Source organism: Pseudomonas sp. SJZ079 (assembly GCF_007993865.1).
Lineage (GTDB): Bacteria > Pseudomonadota > Gammaproteobacteria > Pseudomonadales > Pseudomonadaceae > Aquipseudomonas.
This window is the reverse complement of record NZ_VIUH01000004.1, coordinates 148346-166681: the sequence shown is the minus strand read 5'-3', so window position 1 is coordinate 166681 and position 18336 is coordinate 148346. Positions and strand designations below refer to the sequence as shown.

At 57.1% G+C, this 18336-nt stretch carries 13 protein-coding genes and 2 pseudogenes; 5 read left to right on the top strand and 10 right to left on the bottom strand.

Going from position 1 to position 18336, the window contains the following annotated elements; all coding sequences use genetic code 11:
* Positions 1-159: 159 nt before the first annotated feature.
* The 10 genes and pseudogenes from FBY03_RS06270 to dnaA form a co-directional block, all read right to left on the bottom strand.
* A complete protein-coding gene (locus FBY03_RS06270) occupies positions 160-1326 on the bottom strand; it encodes a BCCT family transporter (RefSeq protein ID WP_147171334.1) in 1167 nt (388 codons plus the stop codon).
* Positions 1327-3334: 2008 nt separating this feature from the next.
* Positions 3335-4042, bottom strand: coding sequence for an IS21-like element helper ATPase IstB (gene istB, locus FBY03_RS06265; protein WP_147171333.1), 708 nt, complete (start codon positions 4040-4042; stop codon positions 3335-3337).
* A 17-nt stretch (positions 4043-4059) separates the two neighbouring features.
* Positions 4060-5574, bottom strand: a pseudogene (istA, locus tag FBY03_RS06260) (IS21 family transposase).
* 135 nt (positions 5575-5709) lie between these two features.
* A pseudogene (locus tag FBY03_RS06255) lies at positions 5710-6168 on the bottom strand (DEAD/DEAH box helicase); the annotation flags it as partial.
* A 49-nt stretch (positions 6169-6217) separates the two neighbouring features.
* Positions 6218-6505, bottom strand: a complete 288-nt coding sequence (locus FBY03_RS06250; protein ID WP_147171332.1) for a type II toxin-antitoxin system RelE/ParE family toxin — start codon at positions 6503-6505, stop codon at positions 6218-6220.
* A complete protein-coding gene (locus FBY03_RS06245; protein ID WP_147171331.1) occupies positions 6495-6734 on the bottom strand; it encodes a type II toxin-antitoxin system RelB/DinJ family antitoxin in 240 nt (79 codons plus the stop codon). The genes FBY03_RS06250 and FBY03_RS06245 overlap by 11 nt, the downstream gene beginning before the upstream one ends.
* Positions 6735-7258: 524 nt before the next feature.
* Positions 7259-9676 (bottom strand): DNA topoisomerase (ATP-hydrolyzing) subunit B, encoded by a 2418-nt coding sequence (gene gyrB / locus FBY03_RS06240; RefSeq protein WP_147171330.1) that lies wholly within the window; start codon positions 9674-9676, stop codon positions 7259-7261.
* A 3-nt stretch (positions 9677-9679) separates the two neighbouring features.
* Positions 9680-10783, bottom strand: a complete 1104-nt coding sequence (recF, locus tag FBY03_RS06235; protein WP_147171329.1) for a DNA replication/repair protein RecF — start codon at positions 10781-10783, stop codon at positions 9680-9682.
* Between the two features lie 7 nt (positions 10784-10790).
* Positions 10791-11894, bottom strand: a complete 1104-nt coding sequence (dnaN, locus tag FBY03_RS06230) for a DNA polymerase III subunit beta (protein ID WP_147171328.1) — start codon at positions 11892-11894, stop codon at positions 10791-10793.
* A 31-nt stretch (positions 11895-11925) separates the two neighbouring features.
* Positions 11926-13392: a chromosomal replication initiator protein DnaA gene (dnaA, locus tag FBY03_RS06225; protein WP_147171327.1), complete on the bottom strand. Its 1467-nt coding sequence runs from the start codon at positions 13390-13392 to the stop codon at positions 11926-11928.
* Positions 13393-13928: 536 nt separating this feature from the next.
* Here dnaA and rpmH point away from each other — a divergent pair.
* The 5 genes from rpmH to mnmE all read left to right on the top strand — a co-directional run bounded on the left by rpmH (position 13929) and on the right by mnmE (position 17848).
* Positions 13929-14063, top strand: a complete 135-nt coding sequence (rpmH, locus tag FBY03_RS06220) for a 50S ribosomal protein L34 (RefSeq protein WP_003213577.1) — start codon at positions 13929-13931, stop codon at positions 14061-14063.
* An 11-nt stretch (positions 14064-14074) separates the two neighbouring features.
* Positions 14075-14479 (top strand): ribonuclease P protein component, encoded by a 405-nt coding sequence (rnpA, locus tag FBY03_RS06215; RefSeq protein WP_178090575.1) that lies wholly within the window; start codon positions 14075-14077, stop codon positions 14477-14479.
* The gene (gene yidD, locus FBY03_RS06210; protein ID WP_218570759.1) at positions 14472-14717 is read left to right on the top strand and encodes a membrane protein insertion efficiency factor YidD; all 246 of its coding nucleotides are present in this window, start codon (positions 14472-14474) and stop codon (positions 14715-14717) included. Before rnpA ends, yidD begins: the two co-directional genes overlap by 8 nt.
* Before the next feature lie 2 nt (positions 14718-14719).
* Complete coding sequence (gene yidC / locus FBY03_RS06205; protein ID WP_147171324.1) at positions 14720-16393, top strand: membrane protein insertase YidC; 1674 nt, start codon at positions 14720-14722, stop codon at positions 16391-16393.
* Positions 16394-16480: 87 nt separating this feature from the next.
* Positions 16481-17848 (top strand): tRNA uridine-5-carboxymethylaminomethyl(34) synthesis GTPase MnmE, encoded by a 1368-nt coding sequence (mnmE, locus tag FBY03_RS06200; RefSeq protein ID WP_147171323.1) that lies wholly within the window; start codon positions 16481-16483, stop codon positions 17846-17848.
* The last annotated feature ends 488 nt before the right edge of the window (positions 17849-18336 follow it).

The following is an 18336-nucleotide window of genomic DNA, read 5'->3' as shown; positions in this document are numbered from 1 at the left end:
TGGATGGTGCCGGTGCACTGTGCCGCAAGCGTCAGCCGAGCGACTATCCATCCCCGACATCAGCCTGCACAAGCCAACCCTTCAGCAGCAACGTCGGCGCACCCGGGCTGGCTCACAGCGCGTCCTCTCGAGCGAAGCGACTGTCCTCGCAATCCACACTCAACCTACACGTTCAGCCGCTGCCGTGGCCCGCTGCGAGATAGCCGCCAGCGCAGGTCTGTGGCGTAGCGCCATGGTCACTATCGCCGCCGCATACAACGCAATCACGATCAGCCCCACCCACTGAATCTCGAACGGGGTGAACTTGAACAGCAGCACCAGGGTGGCCAGAACGACTACGTTGAGCAGGATAAACCTGGAGCGACCCAACTTCTCGACACTGATCCCCAAATTGTCGGTGTACAGCCGCACCAGGGAGTCGACCGAGTTGATCACGAAGATAACCCCGACTGTGACCATCGCCAGCTTCCAGAACAGGGTGATCTCGATAGCATTGGCAAAATAGTAATAGAGCACGGAAAACCAGACTGCCAAGGGTATTGACGGGATCACCAGCAGCGCCAACAACAGTTGATAGGTTTTGATACCGCCGACAAACCGCGCGACGAACTGACCGATCATCACACTCCAGGCAAACCACCAGAACAGGTAGAAGGCATGGTAGTCGCTCAGGGGCAGAACAAATTTATGCAGATTGGCGAAGTAGCCGGAAGCAATCGCCGTGCTCGCCTCGGAAAAGTAGCTCAAGCCAATATCTGCCATCAGCCACATTCCGCCAATCAACGCGAAGAACAGCCAGGTTGAGGCGACGCTGAGAACTTTCAAATACTTGATATCGGTACTCGAGTAGGCCGCCGCTAACAAGATGGCCAGCACAACCAGGTAGCTCCAAGTGTCACCGAGTTCCGGCGCATACCAGGCGATGTTCACCAGAAACAGGTAGGCGGTGAATGCACAGGTCGCGACAATCACCAGGTTGTTGACGATTTTTACCGGCCTTAATTCGAAGAACTTGACCCGGGGTTCTATCACGCAGAAATAAAACGTCGTGATGAAGTAAAAAGCCCAAATCAGAAAGCCCCAAAAGCCAAACTCAACGGCTAAAGGGTTGGCGAACTGGTATGCGGCTTCCTTGGCATACACCGGGAACTCGGTCAGGGGAAAGATAATCAGCCCCATGTCGAGGCCAGAGGTAAACAGAATGGCCAGGAAGGTGAACAGACTCACCGGCTCAGGCCCTAGACAGCGCTCGTTCCCCCAGCGCACGAGCACAAACAGGGTACTGGCTAACAGGGCAATAATCGCGACTGACAAAATACTATTCATAAGGATCCCATGCGTATCTTCCGAACCTGATAGGCGCGTGGTGCATCGTCGCGACTCAGGCTGGCCTCTTCGTTATGCTTATTATTGCAACGGCTACTCGGGCGTTCTGCGTCAGGGTCAATCTCGCCACCAAGCACGCTGAGGACTGACGGGATTACCAACATCTGTGCGATTTCGCCCTCCGCAGTCACCGTTCGGGCGATCCAGGATGCCGACCCGGTGGGTGAGTCAGGAGAAAACAGCGAGCGTCATGCACGCCAGGCTGACCTATTACCCAGTCGCCATTGGTCACACAGCACTTGGCAATACTGCCCAGCCCAGGTCGGTGCTTATCCTGTCGCGACATGGATAGCCCTGCTTTCCTCCACACGACCCCTTGTGATCTATCTCCGGCGGTACCCTTGCGCATGGCTACCTGTGCGTGAGCCCACGCATGGCGGACGAGATCTTCCTCTCATGGCACTTTTGCATTGAATTCGGGCAGGATTGTTTGGCGGTAGATAAGCGATAGCTTGCAGCGCAATCGGCAAGACTGCGTTGAAGCCATTTTTCACAGGCAACAAAAAACCCGCCGAGGCGGGTTTTTTTCCTGACCATCCCAACATCCTATCGGTAGCTATCCTAGCTATGGTCAATCATCCATGATTCTGAGCGTATCCTGCGCTTCAGAGGATGTGCACAGATTAGTGGTCTGTATCCCAGCGCACTAGCAGCCAACGCCTCCAACCCGTGTAAGACATCCGCTATATCTGCCAGCAGTCAGATACACCGCACCTGAGCAGCACCCACCAGATTGCGCGCTGCGTGTTACTGCCCCCACGCCCAGGTAACGAAGCCGAGTAGGACAGGAACAGAGGTGGCGAATTTGTGAGCGATGCTTCAGTCATAATTTTTATAAAATATTGATTTATAAGGAAAATATAAAATTGGCACGGACGATGCTTTGTTATACGGACAACAATAATAAAATCAGCAGCAAGAAACGACTCGATTCTGAGATAACAAAAACAACAAGCAGATGAGTAGCAAACAGATTTTTTTGGCGAGGGTACGCTGTACCGGTGATTGACCCGGCGACCAGACAAAAATAATAAAACTACCCTGAGGTAGCTGAACTGGTTGGATCGCTAAGTGACTATGGACACACCATCGTTCAAAAAAATACGTTTTCCCTTGATCCCTTTGGGATCATAAAAATCTTGTTCGACATAACGATCAATAAAAATAACAACAGACCGTTAAATAATAAAAAATCATGCAGCAATATTTGAGGGGAGCCACGGCTCCCCTCAGTGCTTTCTGATGTCCGCTCCCCTCAGTACGGTCGCGCAATTGCCCGCAACCCTAGCTAATCCACACTAAGGTTGGATAGTGCCTAGAAAATCGGGGCGAGGTACATCACCTTATCTCACTACCCGATGCCAGGGCGTACCAACCCCTGTTCTTAGCAATGGCCTGTGTGGCTAGTTCAATTGGTCAATTTCGGCATCCGGCTCCCTGATGCGGCGTTACCACTTTTCGCCATAGCCCACTATGACTCGTCGCAGCGCCTGGTCTCGGAGGAAGCTCAGGCGAGCAGTCCGATTCGCCGAACTTGCTACCCCAGCGCAGCGCAAACACAACGGTTCGGCCTCGGAACAATCGCTGAACAGTGCCAGTTTGGCATCCGAGTCGAGCTTCAGGCTCAACGGCGGAGCTGCACGACCGGGGCAGGACTTGGCGACGCAACCGGCACCCGCCTTTCAATGCCATGGGTTTCCAGCAGGGCAACCTGGCGGACATTTCGGCCCGTAGGCGCTCCAGCTGATCGGCACAGTCATCGCGTCGAGGCAACCTTCTGCCAACCGCAGGTAAACAGCTGGCCCATTCGCTGCTATTTGAGGCGTTCGGTAGCCTTGTGGTAAGCCTGCTCACGCTCACGCCGATCAGCCGCCACCATAAACACCACCACCTCATGCTCAAGCACCTGGTAGACCAACCGATAGCCGCTGCAGCGCAGCTTACTCGTCTAGCAGTCGGGCAACGCGTGCAGATAAGCGTTGTGCACCAGGCGGTCGAGGATGGCGTCGGCCAGGGTCGGATCGCCGATCAGTTCGTGCCAGTTGTCCACCGTCATCTGGCTGGTGACGATGGTCGAGCGCTGGCCGTAACGGTCGTCCAGTAGCTCCAGCATGTCGCGCCGTTGCCCGGCAGTGAACGGGGCCTGGCCCCAGTCGTCGAGGATCAGCAGGTCGGTCTTGGCGTAGCTGCTCATCAACTTAGCGAAGCGGCCGTCGCCATGGGCCAGACCCAGCTCTTCCAGCAAACGTGGCAGGCGCAGGTAGCGCACGCGATAGCCGGCCCGGCAGGCCTGGTGGGCCAGGGCACAGGCCAGCCAGGTTTTACCGACGCCGGTGGGGCCGCCGATGATCAGGTTGAGGCCGTCGCGCAGCCACTGGCCGCTGCTCAGTTGCAGGATCAGCGCCTTATCCAGCCCGCGCGGGCTGCGGTAGTCGATGTCTTCGATGCAGGCCGAGTGCCGTAGCCTGGCCTGGCGCAGACGGCTACTCAGACGCTTGTCGTCGCGCTCGGTCAGCTCGCGGTCGACCAGCAGGCCGAGGCGTTCTTCGAAGCTCAGGCTGTCGATGTCCGGGGTTTTCAGTTGTTCATTCAGCGCCTTGAGCATGCCGTGCAGGCGCAGGGTTTGCAGCTTGTCCAGGATCGGATGAGACAGCATGGTGGGATTCCTTGGGGTCAGTGGTAGTAGCCGGGGCCACGCAGGTTGGCGTGATCGTCCGGTAGCAGAGACAGGTTGGCTTGAGCCAATGGCAGGTTTTCCAGCCCCTGGCGCAGGATCGATTCGAGGCTCTTGTAGCTGCACGCGCCGAGACTGAGGGCGCGCCGGCAGGCCAACTCCAGACGCACGTCGCCGTGGGTCTTGCCCAGACGCAGGATGCCCAGGCAGGCCCGGTAGCCGTGGGTCGGGTGGATGCGCCGCTCAAGGATGTGACTGATCACGCTGGCGGTGTTCGGCCCGGTCTGCTCGGCCCAGCGGATCAGCCGTTGCGGCGTCCACTTGGCATGCTCGCGATGGCTCTTGGGCATGTGCTCGGCTTGCGTGCTGTGCCTGCCCTTGTGCATTGAGCGCAGGTGGCTGGCCACCCGCTGGTTGGCGTGGAAGCACTCCACCGTGCGCGCCGTCAGGCGCACCTCCAGCTGCTTCTTCACCAGTTGATACGGCACCGAGTAGTAATGCCCATCGACCTCGACGTGGTAGTCGATGTGCACCCGCGCCTTCTTCCACACGGCATAGACGTAGGGTTACTCCGGCAGGGGGCGCAGCGCCGGACGATCCAGAGCCTCGAAGGCCGATTGTCGGGAGCCAGGCAGTTTGCGAAACAAGCGTCGATTGAGTCGCTCCAGCAATACGGAGATAGCGCTGTTGAGTTCGTCCAGAGAGAAGAACTGCCGGTTGCGCAGGGCGGCGAGGATCCAGCGCTCGACCACCTGCTCGCCGACCTCGGCCTTGGCCTTGTCGCGCGGCTTACGGGCTCGCGCGGGCACCACCGCCACGCTGTAGTGCTCGGCCAGGTCGCGGTAGCTGGGGTTGATGTCCGGCTCGTAGCGATGACTCTTGCTCACCGCGCTGCGCAGGTTGTCCGGTACCACGATCTCCGGCACTCCGCCGAGAAAGGCAAAGCAGCGGGTGTGCGAGCCCAGCCAGTCCGGCAACTGCTGCGACCAGGTCGCTTCGGCGAAGGTGTAGCTGGAAGCACCCAACACTGCGACAAACACTTGGGCCTGACGAATCTCGCCACTGTGGCGATCAATCACCGGCACCGTCTGCCCGGCGTAGTCGACGAACAGCTTCTCGCCGACGCGGTGCTCCTGGCGCATCACCACGTCCAGTTTGCCCTGCCAGGCCCGATAGTGTTCGCAGAACCAGCTGTACTGAAAGCCCTGCGGCTGGCTCAGGCGGTACTCCTGCCAGAGCAGGGCCAGGGTCACGCCGGGACGACGTAGCTCGGCATGCACCCAAGACCAATCGGGCAGTGGCCGCTGCTCGCTGGGCACCGCAGGGGCCGGTGGGAACAGCTGCTGCTCCAGCGCTGCATCGGACAACGAACAGGGCCAGGTGAGGCCGCTGGCGGCAAAGCGACAGAGGTAATCGCCGGCACTGCTGTGGCCAATACCCAGGCTGCGGGCGATCTTGCGCACGGACAGGCCGCAGTCGAACTTGAGGCGCAACACCTCTCGGATTTTACGCATGGATAGACGCTCCACGACGACCTCTTTGCTTCGAAAAAGAGGCCGATGGTAGTGAAGAAATCCTGCGTAGCTGCCTGCCAGAAAAGTGTCCGGATGGCCGTGGAATCGGTGTCCGAGTCAGCGTGGAATCCGCACGCGCCAATCGGCCTCGTCAAAATCCACCGCTAGGAAGTAGCAGGAGTCGTCCGGTAACAACGGGTAAACGCCGATGACAATCTCTCCGGCCAGGTGCCTATAGAGCACCTGATCGGTCAGCGGCAGGAGCTGACGGTACGAGCAATCCCCACATTTGATCCGTGGCTTCTCGCACACACCCGCTCGCCACTCATTGGCGCAAGCGGGCGAATAGCCCGATTTACCGGCCCTGCTTTCCCAGCGCACTGGGAACACATCGGCTCGGCCCCGGAACAGTCGTTTGAACAGCGCCAGCTTTGCATCCGTGTCTAGACTCGAACTTAACAGTGGAGGTGGGCTAGCCGGTTCAACTTGCGACGGCTCGTCAGGCAAACGCCACTCAATACCATGCGCTTCCAACAGAGCGATCAAGCGCGCATTTTCGGCCCGTAGATGCTCAAGCAGATCACCACCATCCATCGTGCCTAGACCACCTTTTTAGTCGTAGGGGAACAGCTGACCCAGCCAGCTATTTGAGGCGTTCGCCTGCCTTGCGGTACGCCTGCTCACGTTCACGGCGATCAACCGCTACTACAAAAACCACCACCTCATGGTCGATCACCTGATACACCAAGCGGTAGCCGCTGCTGCGCAGCTTGATCTTGTAGCAATCGGGCAGCGAGTGGAGACGGTTGGCTTCGATTCGCGGATTCAGCAAGACTTCAGCGAGCTTTTTCTTGAGCTGCTGGCGAACGGTATCACCCAGCTTTTGCCATTCCTTCAGTGCCCGCGCATCGAACTCAAGGCTATAGGTCATCCAGCGCAACCTTCACGCGCTGGGGAGCTGTCAAGCGTTCACTAACAGTGGCGATTAACGCTTCATCTTCCTCGGTCATCAGCACTGGACGAAATGGCAGCTGTCCGCGCTCGGCCACATACTGCAAGGCTTGGCGCATAAGCTCAGAAGGGGTAACACCGAGCTTTTCCAGCTCTCGGTAAGCCCGGACTTTAAGCTCGTCGTCGATACGAATATTGATAGAAGCCATGGTTACAGACACCTGTAATGACATTTGTCATTACGATGCCAGCCTTGCTGTTTTTTGGCAACTGCCGATTAGCTGATTGAATCGACAAACAAGATGCCCGACCTTTTTCCAAGACAATAAAAAACCCGCCTTAGCGGGTTTCGTTCCTGACCATTCCACATCCTGTCGGTGCATCCTAGCGATGGTCAATCGTCTTTGATTCCGAGCGAGTCCTTCGCTCTGTGGATAAGCTTAGGTTAGTGCTGAGAGCCAAAAGCAGATAGCAGCAAACGCCATCATCTAGTGTACCCCTCAGAATCTCCCAGATTCAGCCCCCACCAAAACGAGATTTTCCGGCTTTTCTCTGTAGCTTCACTACACATCCAGCCTGCGTTGGGCTCTGTCCCTATATCGTTGGGCTCTGTCCCTATATCTAAGAGCCTGATCCAAAAAGAAAAACCCCGGCGCTAGGCCGGGGTAGTGGCTGATTTTGGCATGCCAATAACTCGCACAAACATGCCAATTAATCTGCCCATCGACACCGCCTAGAAGTCCAGATTAGACACAGCCAGAGCGTTGCTCTCGATGAATTCTCTACGAGGCTCTACCGCATCGCCCATCAGGGTGTTGAATATCTGATCCGCACCAATTGCATCTTCGATGGTGACCTTGAGCATACGGCGAACTTCCGGATCCATTGTGGTTTCCCACAGCTGATTCGGATTCATTTCACCAAGCCCCTTATAGCGCTGAATGCTATGGCGCTTGGTGCTCTCGGTCATCAACCAGTTCAACGCTTCCTTGAAGGTAACTACCGGCTTTTTGCGCTCGCCGCGCTGCACATAAGCGCCGTCTTCCAACAGGCTATTCAGCTGATCGCCAAGACTGGTGACAGTCTTGTAGTCATTGCTGGAGAAGAAGTCGCGATTGAACGTGACGTAGCTGGATACACCATGTGAAATCAGCTCGACTTCAGGCAGCCACAGATGACGCTCATGGTCCTCGCGCAGGCTGGTCTTGTACACCAGGCCAGACTTTTCCATGCCCTTCAAGCGGCCGTCGAGCTCACCGATCCAACCCTGCATGGCAGTGTGGTCGGCCAGCTGCTCGAGGCTCACGCGCGGCAGATAAACGAAGTGCTCGGTCAGTTCCTGTGGGTACAGACGCGATAGGCGCTTGAGGGTCTTCATGACCAAACGATAATCGTTGACCAGACGCTCCAGGGCTTCACCGGCCAAGCCAGGGGCGCTTTCATTGACGTGCAGGCTGGCATCTTCCAGAGCCGACTGAGTCATGTATTCATCCATGGCCTCGTCGTCCTTGATGTACTGCTCCTGCTTTCCCTTTTTGACCTTATACAGCGGCGGCTGAGCGATATAGATGTAACCGCGCTCGACCAGTTCCGGTAACTGTCGAAAGAAAAAGGTCAGCAGCAGGGTACGGATGTGCGAACCGTCGACGTCGGCGTCGGTCATGATGATGATGTTGTGATAGCGCAGTTTTTCGATGTTGTACTCGTCGCGGCCGATCCCGCAGCCCAGCGCGGTGATCAGGGTGCCCACTTCCTGCGAGGAAATCATCTTGTCGAAACGGGCCTTCTCGACGTTGAGAATCTTGCCCTTGAGCGGCAGGATCGCTTGAGTCTTGCGGTTACGGCCCTGCTTTGCAGAACCACCCGCGGAGTCCCCTTCCACTATGTAGAGTTCGGACAGCGCCGGATCTTTTTCCTGGCAGTCGGCCAGTTTGCCAGGCAGCCCGGCGATATCCAGCGCGCCCTTGCGGCGGGTCATTTCCCGCGCCTTACGCGCCGCTTCACGGGCGCGGGCGGCGTCGATCATCTTGCCGACCACGGCTTTGGCTTCGTTTGGATTCTCCAACAGGAAATCGGAGAAGTACTTGCCCATCTCCTGTTCGACCGCCGTTTTCACTTCGGAGGAGACCAGCTTGTCCTTGGTCTGTGAGCTGAACTTGGGGTCCGGTACTTTGACCGAGATGATCGCGGTCAGACCTTCACGGGCATCATCGCCGGTGGTGGCAATCTTGTGTTTCTTCGCCAGGCCTTCCTGCTCGATATAGGCATTCAGGTTGCGCGTCAGCGCCGAACGGAAACCGGCCAGGTGTGTACCACCGTCGCGCTGTGGAATATTGTTGGTGAAACACAGCAGGTTCTCGTTGAAGCTATCGTTCCACTGCAGGGCGATTTCCACGCCAACGCCATCATCACGCTGTACGTTGAAATGGAACACCTCGTTGACCGGGGTCTTGTTGACGTTGAGGAACTCCACGAAGGCGCGCAATCCGCCTTCGTACTTGAACAGTTCTTCCTTGGCGCTACGCTCATCCTTGAGGACGATACCAACCCCAGAGTTCAGGAATGACAATTCACGCAGGCGCTTGGCAAGAATGTCCCAGCTGAAGTGAATATTCTGGAACGTGTCTTCGGAGGGTTTGAAGTGGATCTGCGTCCCGGTGCCATCGGTATCGCCAACCGGTGCCAGCGGCGCTTGAGGCACGCCATGTACGTAGGTCTGCTCCCAGATCTTGCCGCCTCGACGAATCGTCAGCACCAGTTCCTTGGACAGCGCGTTGACCACCGAGACACCCACGCCGTGCAGGCCGCCGGACACCTTATAGCTGTTGTCGTCGAACTTACCGCCAGCGTGCAGCACCGTCATGATGACTTCGGCAGCGGAAACGCCTTCTTCCTTGTGGATGTCCACCGGAATACCGCGGCCATTATCGCGCACGCTAATGGATTCATCGGGGTGGATGGTAATGGTGATATCGCTGCAGTGACCGGCCAGCGCTTCGTCAATCGAGTTATCGACCACCTCGAACACCATATGGTGCAGACCGCTGCCATCGTCCGTATCACCGATGTACATACCCGGTCGCTTGCGTACGGCATCCAGGCCTTTCAAGACCTTGATGTTGTTGGAGTCGTACGTTTGGTTTTCGCTCATGCTTCACTCCCGGTGGTCGTGGGTCTGGGTGACACAGCCATGTTCCACGTGGAACATGGCAACCGGCGTGTCCGTGCGCCAGCCTTCCCTCAACAATTCATGGTCTACACAGGTAATAAACACCTGGCAGTGCAATTCTTCTAACAAACAACACAAGGCGCGCCGGTGTTGCTCATCCAGTTCCGATGGCAAATCATCCACCAGATAAATACATTGGCCGCGCTTGGCCTGACTCACTAAATGACCTTGTGCAATCCGCAGGGCACAGACAACCAACTTCTGCTGACCACGCGATAAAATATCCGTGGCGTTGTGCGCTCCCGAACGTAACCGCAGGTCGGCCCGCTGAGGACCGGCCTGGGTATGGCCAATCTGTTGATCTCGGGAGAGGGAGGCGCGCAGCACTTCATCCAGCTGGCGATCCTTATCCCAACCTCGGTAATAACTGAGCGTAAGTCCTTTCAGCTCGACCAGCTCGCTCAGGATGCGTTCGAATACCGGCTTCAACGCCTGAATATAGGCTCGTCGATAACCGTCAATTTCGTCGCTAGCCAGGCATAGCTCGCGGTCCCAGGCCGCCTGAGAAGCGGCGTCAAGTGTACCATGCCGCAGCCATGAGTTCCGCTGCCGCAAGGCCTTCTGCAAGCGCTGCCAGGCCGGTAAAAAGCGAGGTTCCACGTGGAACACTCCCCAATCGAGAAACTGCCGCCTGATCTTCGGTGCACCTTCCAGCAGACGAAAGCTGTCCGGGTTGATCAATTGCAGTGGCAGGGTTTCGGCGAGCTGTGCCGCACTCCGTGCATTCTGGCCGTCGATGCGAATCTGAAACTCGCCTTGGCGATCACGAGAAACACCGAGGTTACTTTGCCGGCCATCCGCCAACTGCACCTGACCAAAGATCGTGCAGGCAAGCTGATCGTATTGAATAACCGGAAGCAAATTAGTGCTACGAAACGAGCGCGCAAGGCCAAGCAGATGGATGGCTTCCAGCACGCTGGTTTTGCCACTGCCGTTGTCGCCATGGAGGATATTGATACGCGGGGAGGGAGAGAGCGTCACCGGGTGCAGATTACGCACCGCGGTGACTGTAACGCGGGTCAGGGACATTGAAGTGTTACAAACGCATAGGCATAACGACGTAAGCTGAGTCGTCGTTATCTGCCTCCTGTACCAGGGCGCTGCTGTTGGAATCAGAGAGAATCAGCCGCACCTGATCGGTGGTCATGACGCCCAGCACATCCAGCAGGTAACTGACGTTGAAGCCGATCTCCAACTCACTGCCGCTATAGTCAACGGCGATCTCTTCTTCCGCTTCTTCCTGCTCCGGGTTATTTGCCTGAATTTTCAGCAGACCAGATGCCAGTTGTAAGCGAATACCGCGGTACTTTTCGTTGGACAGAATCGCGGTGCGGCTGAACGCCTCGCGTAAACCCTGACGATCGGCGAGCACCAACTTGTCACCACCACGAGGCAACACGCGCTCGTAGTCAGGAAACTTACCGTCAACCAGTTTCGAGGTGAAGGTGAACTCGCCTGTGGTCGCACGAATATGATGCTGTCCCAAGACGATACTCACGCTGCCGTCCTGTTCGGTCAGTAGACGCGCCAGTTCCAGAATACCTTTGCGTGGCACGATGACCTGGTGGCGATCGACTTGCTCTATAGCCGCTTCCATCGAGCACATCGCCAAGCGATGACCATCGGTTGCCACGGCACGCAGCACGCCGCTTTGCACCTCGAGCAACATACCATTGAGGTAATAACGCACGTCTTGTTGCGCCATGGCGAAACTGGTGCGTTCGATCAAACGGCGCAACTTGCTTTGCACCAAACTGAAGGTCAACGAGCCAGGACCTTCTTCGACCGTCGGGAAGTCATTGGCCGGTAGGGTCGATAGACTGAAACGACTACGCCCGGCTTTGACCAGTAGTTTCTGCTCATCGAGGCGGATATCGATCAGGGCATCGCTCGGCAAGCTTTTGCAGATGTCCATCAGCTTGCGCGCAGGAACGGTTATTTCGCCTGGCTCGGCCGGCTCTTCCAGGCTGACCCGACCAACCAGTTCGACTTCCAGGTCGGTACCGGTCAACGACAGTTGCTGGCCTTCAACCACCAGCAGCACATTGGAGAGCACCGGCAAGGTCTGGCGGCGTTCCACGACGCCGGCGACCAGTTGCAGAGGTTTCAACAGGGCTTCGCGTTGAATAGTGAAATGCATGGTCTAGTCCCTTGCCTAGTGGAGTTGCGTATTAGGTAGTCAGTGTACGCAGCAGATTCTTGTAGTCCTCGCGGATATCCGCGTCGGATTCCCTAAGTTCAGCAATCTTACGGCAAGCATGCAATACCGTAGTGTGATCACGGCCGCCGAAGACGTCGCCGATTTCCGGCAGGCTATGGTTGGTCAGTTCTTTCGACAGCGCCATCGCGACCTGCCGGGGTCGCGCCACGGAACGCGAACGACGCTTGGAGAGCAGATCCGACATCTTGATCTTGTAGTACTCGGCAACTGTGCGCTGGATATTGTCGATGCTGACCAGCTTGTCCTGCAGCGCCAACAGATCCTTCAAGGATTCACGAATCAACTCGATGGTGATGTCGCGGCCCATGAAGTGCGAATGAGCGATAACGCGCTTCAACGCACCTTCCAACTCACGCACGTTGGAACGAATGCGCTGGGCAATGAAAAAGGCGGCATCGTGCGGCAGATCGACTTTGGCCTGATCGGCCTTTTTCATCAAGATGGCGACGCGGGTTTCCAATTCGGGCGGTTCCACCGCCACCGTCAAGCCCCAGCCGAAACGCGATTTTAGACGTTCTTCCAGGCCCTCGATTTCTTTCGGGTAACGGTCGCTGGTGAGAATCACCTGCTGACCACCTTCGAGTAAGGCATTGAATGTATGGAAGAATTCTTCTTGTGAGCGCTCTTTCTTGGCGAAGAATTGAATGTCATCGATCAACAGCGCATCCACCGAACGGTAGAAGCGTTTGAACTCGTTGATGGCGTTCAATTGCAGGGCCTTGACCATGTCGGCGACGAAGCGCTCGGAATGCAGGTAGACCACCTTGGCATTCGGATTCTTCTGCAACAGATGATTGCCCACTGCGTGCATCAAGTGGGTTTTACCCAAGCCCACACCACCATAGAGGAACAGTGGGTTGTAGCCATGCTTAGGGTTATCGGCGACCTGCCAAGCTGCCGCCCGCGCCAACTGGTTGGATTTACCCTCGACAAAATTATCGAAGGTGAAGGTACGGTTCAGGTAACTGGTGTGCTTGAGTCCACCTTCAACCTGCACCGTCCGCTCGGTACGCGCCGGGGCCGTCTGACTGGCCGCCCCCGCCATGGGATCGAAACTGGCACGCGAGGGTTCTTCCACTTTAGCCGCCGGTTGCTGTGTTGCAGCCGGAGCACTGGTTACCTGCGACGGGGCGGCAGCGGTCATCGCGGTGGCAACCCGAGGAGCGGCGTTGCGTTTACTGCCTATTAATAGAGACAGCGCAGGCACCAGACCGTTAGTACGTTCAGCCAACAGTTCCAGCATGCGGCTCAGGTATTTCTCGTTGACCCAGTCGAGCACGAAACGGTTCGGCGCATACACGCGCAGCTCGTCGCCTGTGGCCTCGACCTGTAGTGGACGGATCCAGGTGTTGAATTGCTGGGCAGGCAGCTCATCGCGCAGAAGCTCCACACACTGCTGCCAAAGTTCCACGGACACGGATATCCCCTAAGTCGAAAAGCGCTGAGGCAAAAACAGCCGCCATTGTAGCCGCCGAAGCCTGAGTTATCCACACGTAAACGCCCTAGACAGCATGCTAAATCAAGGTGTTATTGATTTTTTACTTCATGCACAAGGTCGTCAAAAACACTGTGGATAACCATTCGTAAGCTAGCGGGATAAACCTGGGTACAAGCGGTTGGCAAACCGCTCTGTGGATAAGAGCTCATTTCATCCCCAGCTTATCCGAATGCTCCACACAGCTACCTCACCTCTTCTAGACAGGCTTACGCCATGCTGAAGGACCTGTGGTTACTGGCCTTAAGGTACTTATCCACAGAAACCTTGCTCACTAGTAGTTACAGACACTACAAAAGATCTTTAAATATTCTCTTCTTTATATTTCTATCTGATCAGCTCTCTACACAGCGAAAAGCTGGTTGGAAATTGACCTGGCCTTCGGCTTTCTCTAGAATCGCCGGTCTCTCAAAACGGGGGCCATTCCGGCCCGTAGTCGACGACCCAGGTAAAGCATCATGAAACGCACTTTCCAACCCAGCACCATCAAACGCGCTCGCACCCACGGTTTCCGTGCTCGCATGGCTACCAAGAACGGCCGTGCCGTCCTGTCGCGTCGCCGCGCCAAGGGCCGTGCCCGCCTCGCTGTCTAATTTTCAGTCTTGTGGTGAGTCGAGGCTTCGGCCGGGAAAAGCGTTTGCTAACCCCCCGGCAATTCAAGGCAGTCTTCGACTCCCCTAGCGGCAAAGCTCCGGGCAAAAATGTCCTACTGCTCGCGCGCAACAACGAGCTCGATCATCCCCGCTTGGGTCTGGTGATCGGCAAGAAGAGCGTCAAGCTCTCGGTTGAGCGCAATCGCCTGAAACGCCAAATCCGCGAGTCGTTCCGCGCCAATCAGGAAAACCTGATTGGCTGGGACATCGTGGTGGTGGCGCGAAAAGGCTTGGGTGATCTGGAAAATGCCGAACTTGCACAGCAGTTCGGCAAACTCTGGAAACGCCTCGCGCGCAGCAAACCTAACCCGCAGGCGAATGCCGAAACGGGAGGAAGCGACAGATCCAATGCGTAGACTGGTCTTGGCTTCAATCCAGTTTTACCGCTATGCCATCAGTCCATTGATGGCCAGTCACTGTCGTTTCTACCCGAGCTGTTCTTGCTACGCGCATGATGCCATTACTCAACTTGGTGTCATGCGTGGTGGCTGGCTGACCTTGCGTCGGCTTGGCCGCTGTCACCCGTGGAATCCCGGTGGCTACGACCCGGTCCCCCCCGCGAAAACCTCAAGCCCCTCTTCGATGGCCGAATAATCATGGATATTCAACGCTCGATCCTGATCGTCGCCCTGGCAGTCGTGACCTATATGATGGTTCTCCAGTGGAACCAGGACTACGGTCAAGCTGCCCTGCCGACTCAGACTGCCGCAGCCAGCAGCACGGTTCCTGGTTTGCCAGAAATTTCTGCGGCCACCGGCGGTAGCGACGTTCCTACGGCGAATGCCACCGGCAACGAAACGAGCGTGGCGCCCAGCGTGATCAGCGATGCGCTGATCCGGGTGAAAACCGATGTCCTCGACCTGGCCATCGACCCGCGCGGCGGCGATGTGGTGCAGTTGAAACTGCCTAAATTTCCTCGTCGCCAGGATCACCCCGAAGTCCCGTTTCAGCTGTTCGATAACGGTGGCGAACGACTGTACCTCGCACAGAGCGGCCTGACCGGCAGCAATGGACCCGACGCCCGCGCCAGTGGTCGTCCGCTGTATCGCAGCGAGAAAGCCACTTACGCCCTGAGTGATGGCCAAGACCAACTGGTCGTCGATCTGAATTTCAGTGAAGCTGGGGTCAATTACATCAAGCGCTTTACCCTCAAGCGCGGACAGTACGACCTGAATGTCAGCTACCTGATCGACAATCAGAGCAATCAAGCCTGGAGCGGTAACCTGTTCGGTCAGCTCAAGCGCGATGACAGTGGCGATCCGTCTTCCAGTACCGCAACGGGCACCGCCACTTACCTGGGCGCCGCCATGTGGACTCAGGAGAAACCTTACAAGAAGGTCTCCAAAGGGGACATGGACGACAAAAACCTGCGCGAGACCGTGCAAGGTGGCTGGATCGCCTGGTTGCAGCATTATTTCGTCACCGCTTGGGTGCCGAGCAAAGACAGCAACAACGTCGTGCAAACTCGCAAGGACAGCCAAGGCAACTACATCATTGGCTTCACCGGCCCAGTCCTGAATATCCCGGCCGGTGCTAGCGCGCAAACCGACGCCACGCTGTATGCCGGCCCGAAATCCCAGGGAAACCTGGAAGTACTGTCGCCAGGTCTCGACCTGACGGTCGACTACGGCATTCTGTGGTTCCTGGCCAAGCCGATCTTCTGGCTGCTCGGTCATATCCATGATCTGCTGGGTAACTGGGGTTGGTCGATCATTGCCCTGACTATCGTCATCAAACTGGCGTTCTTCCCGCTGTCCGCCGCCAGCTATAAATCCATGGCCCGTATGCGTGCCGTCGCGCCAAAACTGGCGGCATTGAAAGAACAGCATGGCGACGACCGGCAGAAAATGTCGCAGTCGATGATGGAGTTGTACAAGAAGGAGAAGATCAATCCACTGGGCGGCTGTCTGCCGATCCTGGTGCAGATGCCGGTGTTCCTGGCGCTCTACTGGGTGTTGCTGGAGAGCGTGGAAATGCGCCAGGCACCTTGGCTGCTGTGGATAACCGACCTGTCGATCAAGGATCCGTTCTTCATTCTGCCGATCATCATGGGCGCGACCATGTTCATCCAGCAGCAGCTGAACCCGACCCCACCGGACCCGATGCAAGCCAAGGTGATGAAAATGATGCCGATCATCTTCACCTTCTTCTTCCTCTGGTTCCCGGCCGGTCTGGTGCTGTACTGGGTAGTCAACAACTGCTTGTCGATCGCCCAGCAGTGGTACATTACCCGCAAGATCGAAGCAGCAACCAAGGCGGCTGCGGCCTGATAAGCCAGAGCGTTTAAGCTCGAGCAAGCCGTACTACAAGACGCCCCCATCGTGGGGCGTCTTGCTATCCAGGATTTGGAGTCTCGCATGCAAGCAGCCCGTGAAACCATTGCCGCCGTCGCCACCGCCCAGGGTCGTGGCGGCGTCGGTATCGTGCGGGTCTCCGGTCCCTTGGCCGGACAACTGGCCAAGGCGGTTTGCCAACGTGAGCTGAGCCCCCGCTACGCCCATTACGGGCCGTTTTTCGCCGACGCCGAGCAGGTGATCGATGAAGGCCTGGCCTTGTATTTTCCCGGGCCTAACTCCTTTACCGGAGAGGATGTGCTGGAGTTGCAGGGCCACGGTGGTCCCGTGGTCCTGGACCTGCTGTTACGTCGCTGCCTGCAGCTCGGGGCGCGTCTGGCCCGACCCGGCGAATTCAGCGAACGCGCCTTCCTCAATGACAAACTCGACCTGGCCCAGGCCGAGGCCATTGCCGATTTGATCGAAGCAAGCTCGGAACAAGCCGCGCGCAACGCCTTGCGTTCACTACAGGGCGAGTTTTCGAAACGTGTGCATAACTTGACCGAGCGGCTGATCAGCCTGCGGATCTATGTCGAAGCCGCTATCGACTTTCCCGAGGAGGAAATCGACTTCCTCGCCGACGGACACGTGTTGAAGCTGTTGCAAGAAGTGCGCGCCGACCTCGCCGAGGTACTGCGCCAGGCGGGGCAAGGCGCACTGCTGCGCGATGGCATGACCGTGGTGATCGCCGGCAGGCCGAATGCCGGCAAATCGAGCCTGCTCAATGCGCTGGCCGGGCGTGAGGCAGCCATCGTCACCGAAATTGCCGGCACCACGCGCGACCTGCTGCGTGAACATATCCACATCGACGGCATGCCACTGCATGTGGTGGACACCGCAGGCCTGCGCGACACCGATGACCAGGTGGAGAAAATTGGCGTCGCACGCGCCTTGAATGCCATTGGCGAGGCGGATCGAATTCTGTTGATGGTCGATACCACGGCGCCTGAAGCGGCGGACCCCTTCGCGTTGTGGCCGGAGTTTCTCGACCAGCGGCCGGATCCGGCCAAGGTCACGCTGATCCGCAATAAAGCCGATCTGTCCCACGAGGCCGTTGGCTTGGAGGTCAGTGCCGATAATCATGTAACCATCAGCCTGTCGGCTAAATCGAATGCCGGCCTCGAGCTGCTGCGTGAGCACCTGAAAGCCTGTATGGGCTACGAACAAACCTCCGAAAGCAGCTTCAGCGCCCGCCGACGCCACCTGGAGGCGTTGCGTCAGGCAGAAACATGCCTGGCGCACGGTCACGCCCAGCTGACCCTGGCAGGCGCCGGCGAACTGCTTGCCGAAGACCTGCGGCAGGCCCAGCACGCTCTCGGCGAAATCACCGGTGCATTCAGTTCAGACGACTTGCTCGGACGCATTTTTTCCAGCTTTTGCATCGGTAAATAAGCCGCTTCCAGATCCCGCCACCTGCTGGTTTCTCACCTGTGACCAGTCCGGCCAGGTGACGCTTCGTCGATCCAGCCTTGCTCGCAACAATCGAAAACCCACGTTTGACTCCAATTAGCCCGACCGCGAGGCGGCTTTAGTGTGGGCGCAGGTCCGACATAAGCCCTGTGGAAAACCGTGCCTAAACCCGGTCGATAAGCAGTGGGGAAAACTGCAGATAAACCCCTCTGTGGACAACTGGCTGTTTCATCCACAGGCTTAAGTCGTTTATCCAAGCCCCTCATCCCTGGCTGAGCACAGCCTTATACAGAAACGGAAGCATTGGCTGCAGAGGGCTGCAGCCATCTATCCACAGAAAATGGCTTCAGCATTAATAAACATAAAAACAAAGCTTTATAAAAATTCATTCTTTTAATTCTTATTAACCGAGCGCTTTCCGTTCGGCCCGAGAGCTGGCTATTTTTTGTGCAGAAGGGTTCTTTCAGGTC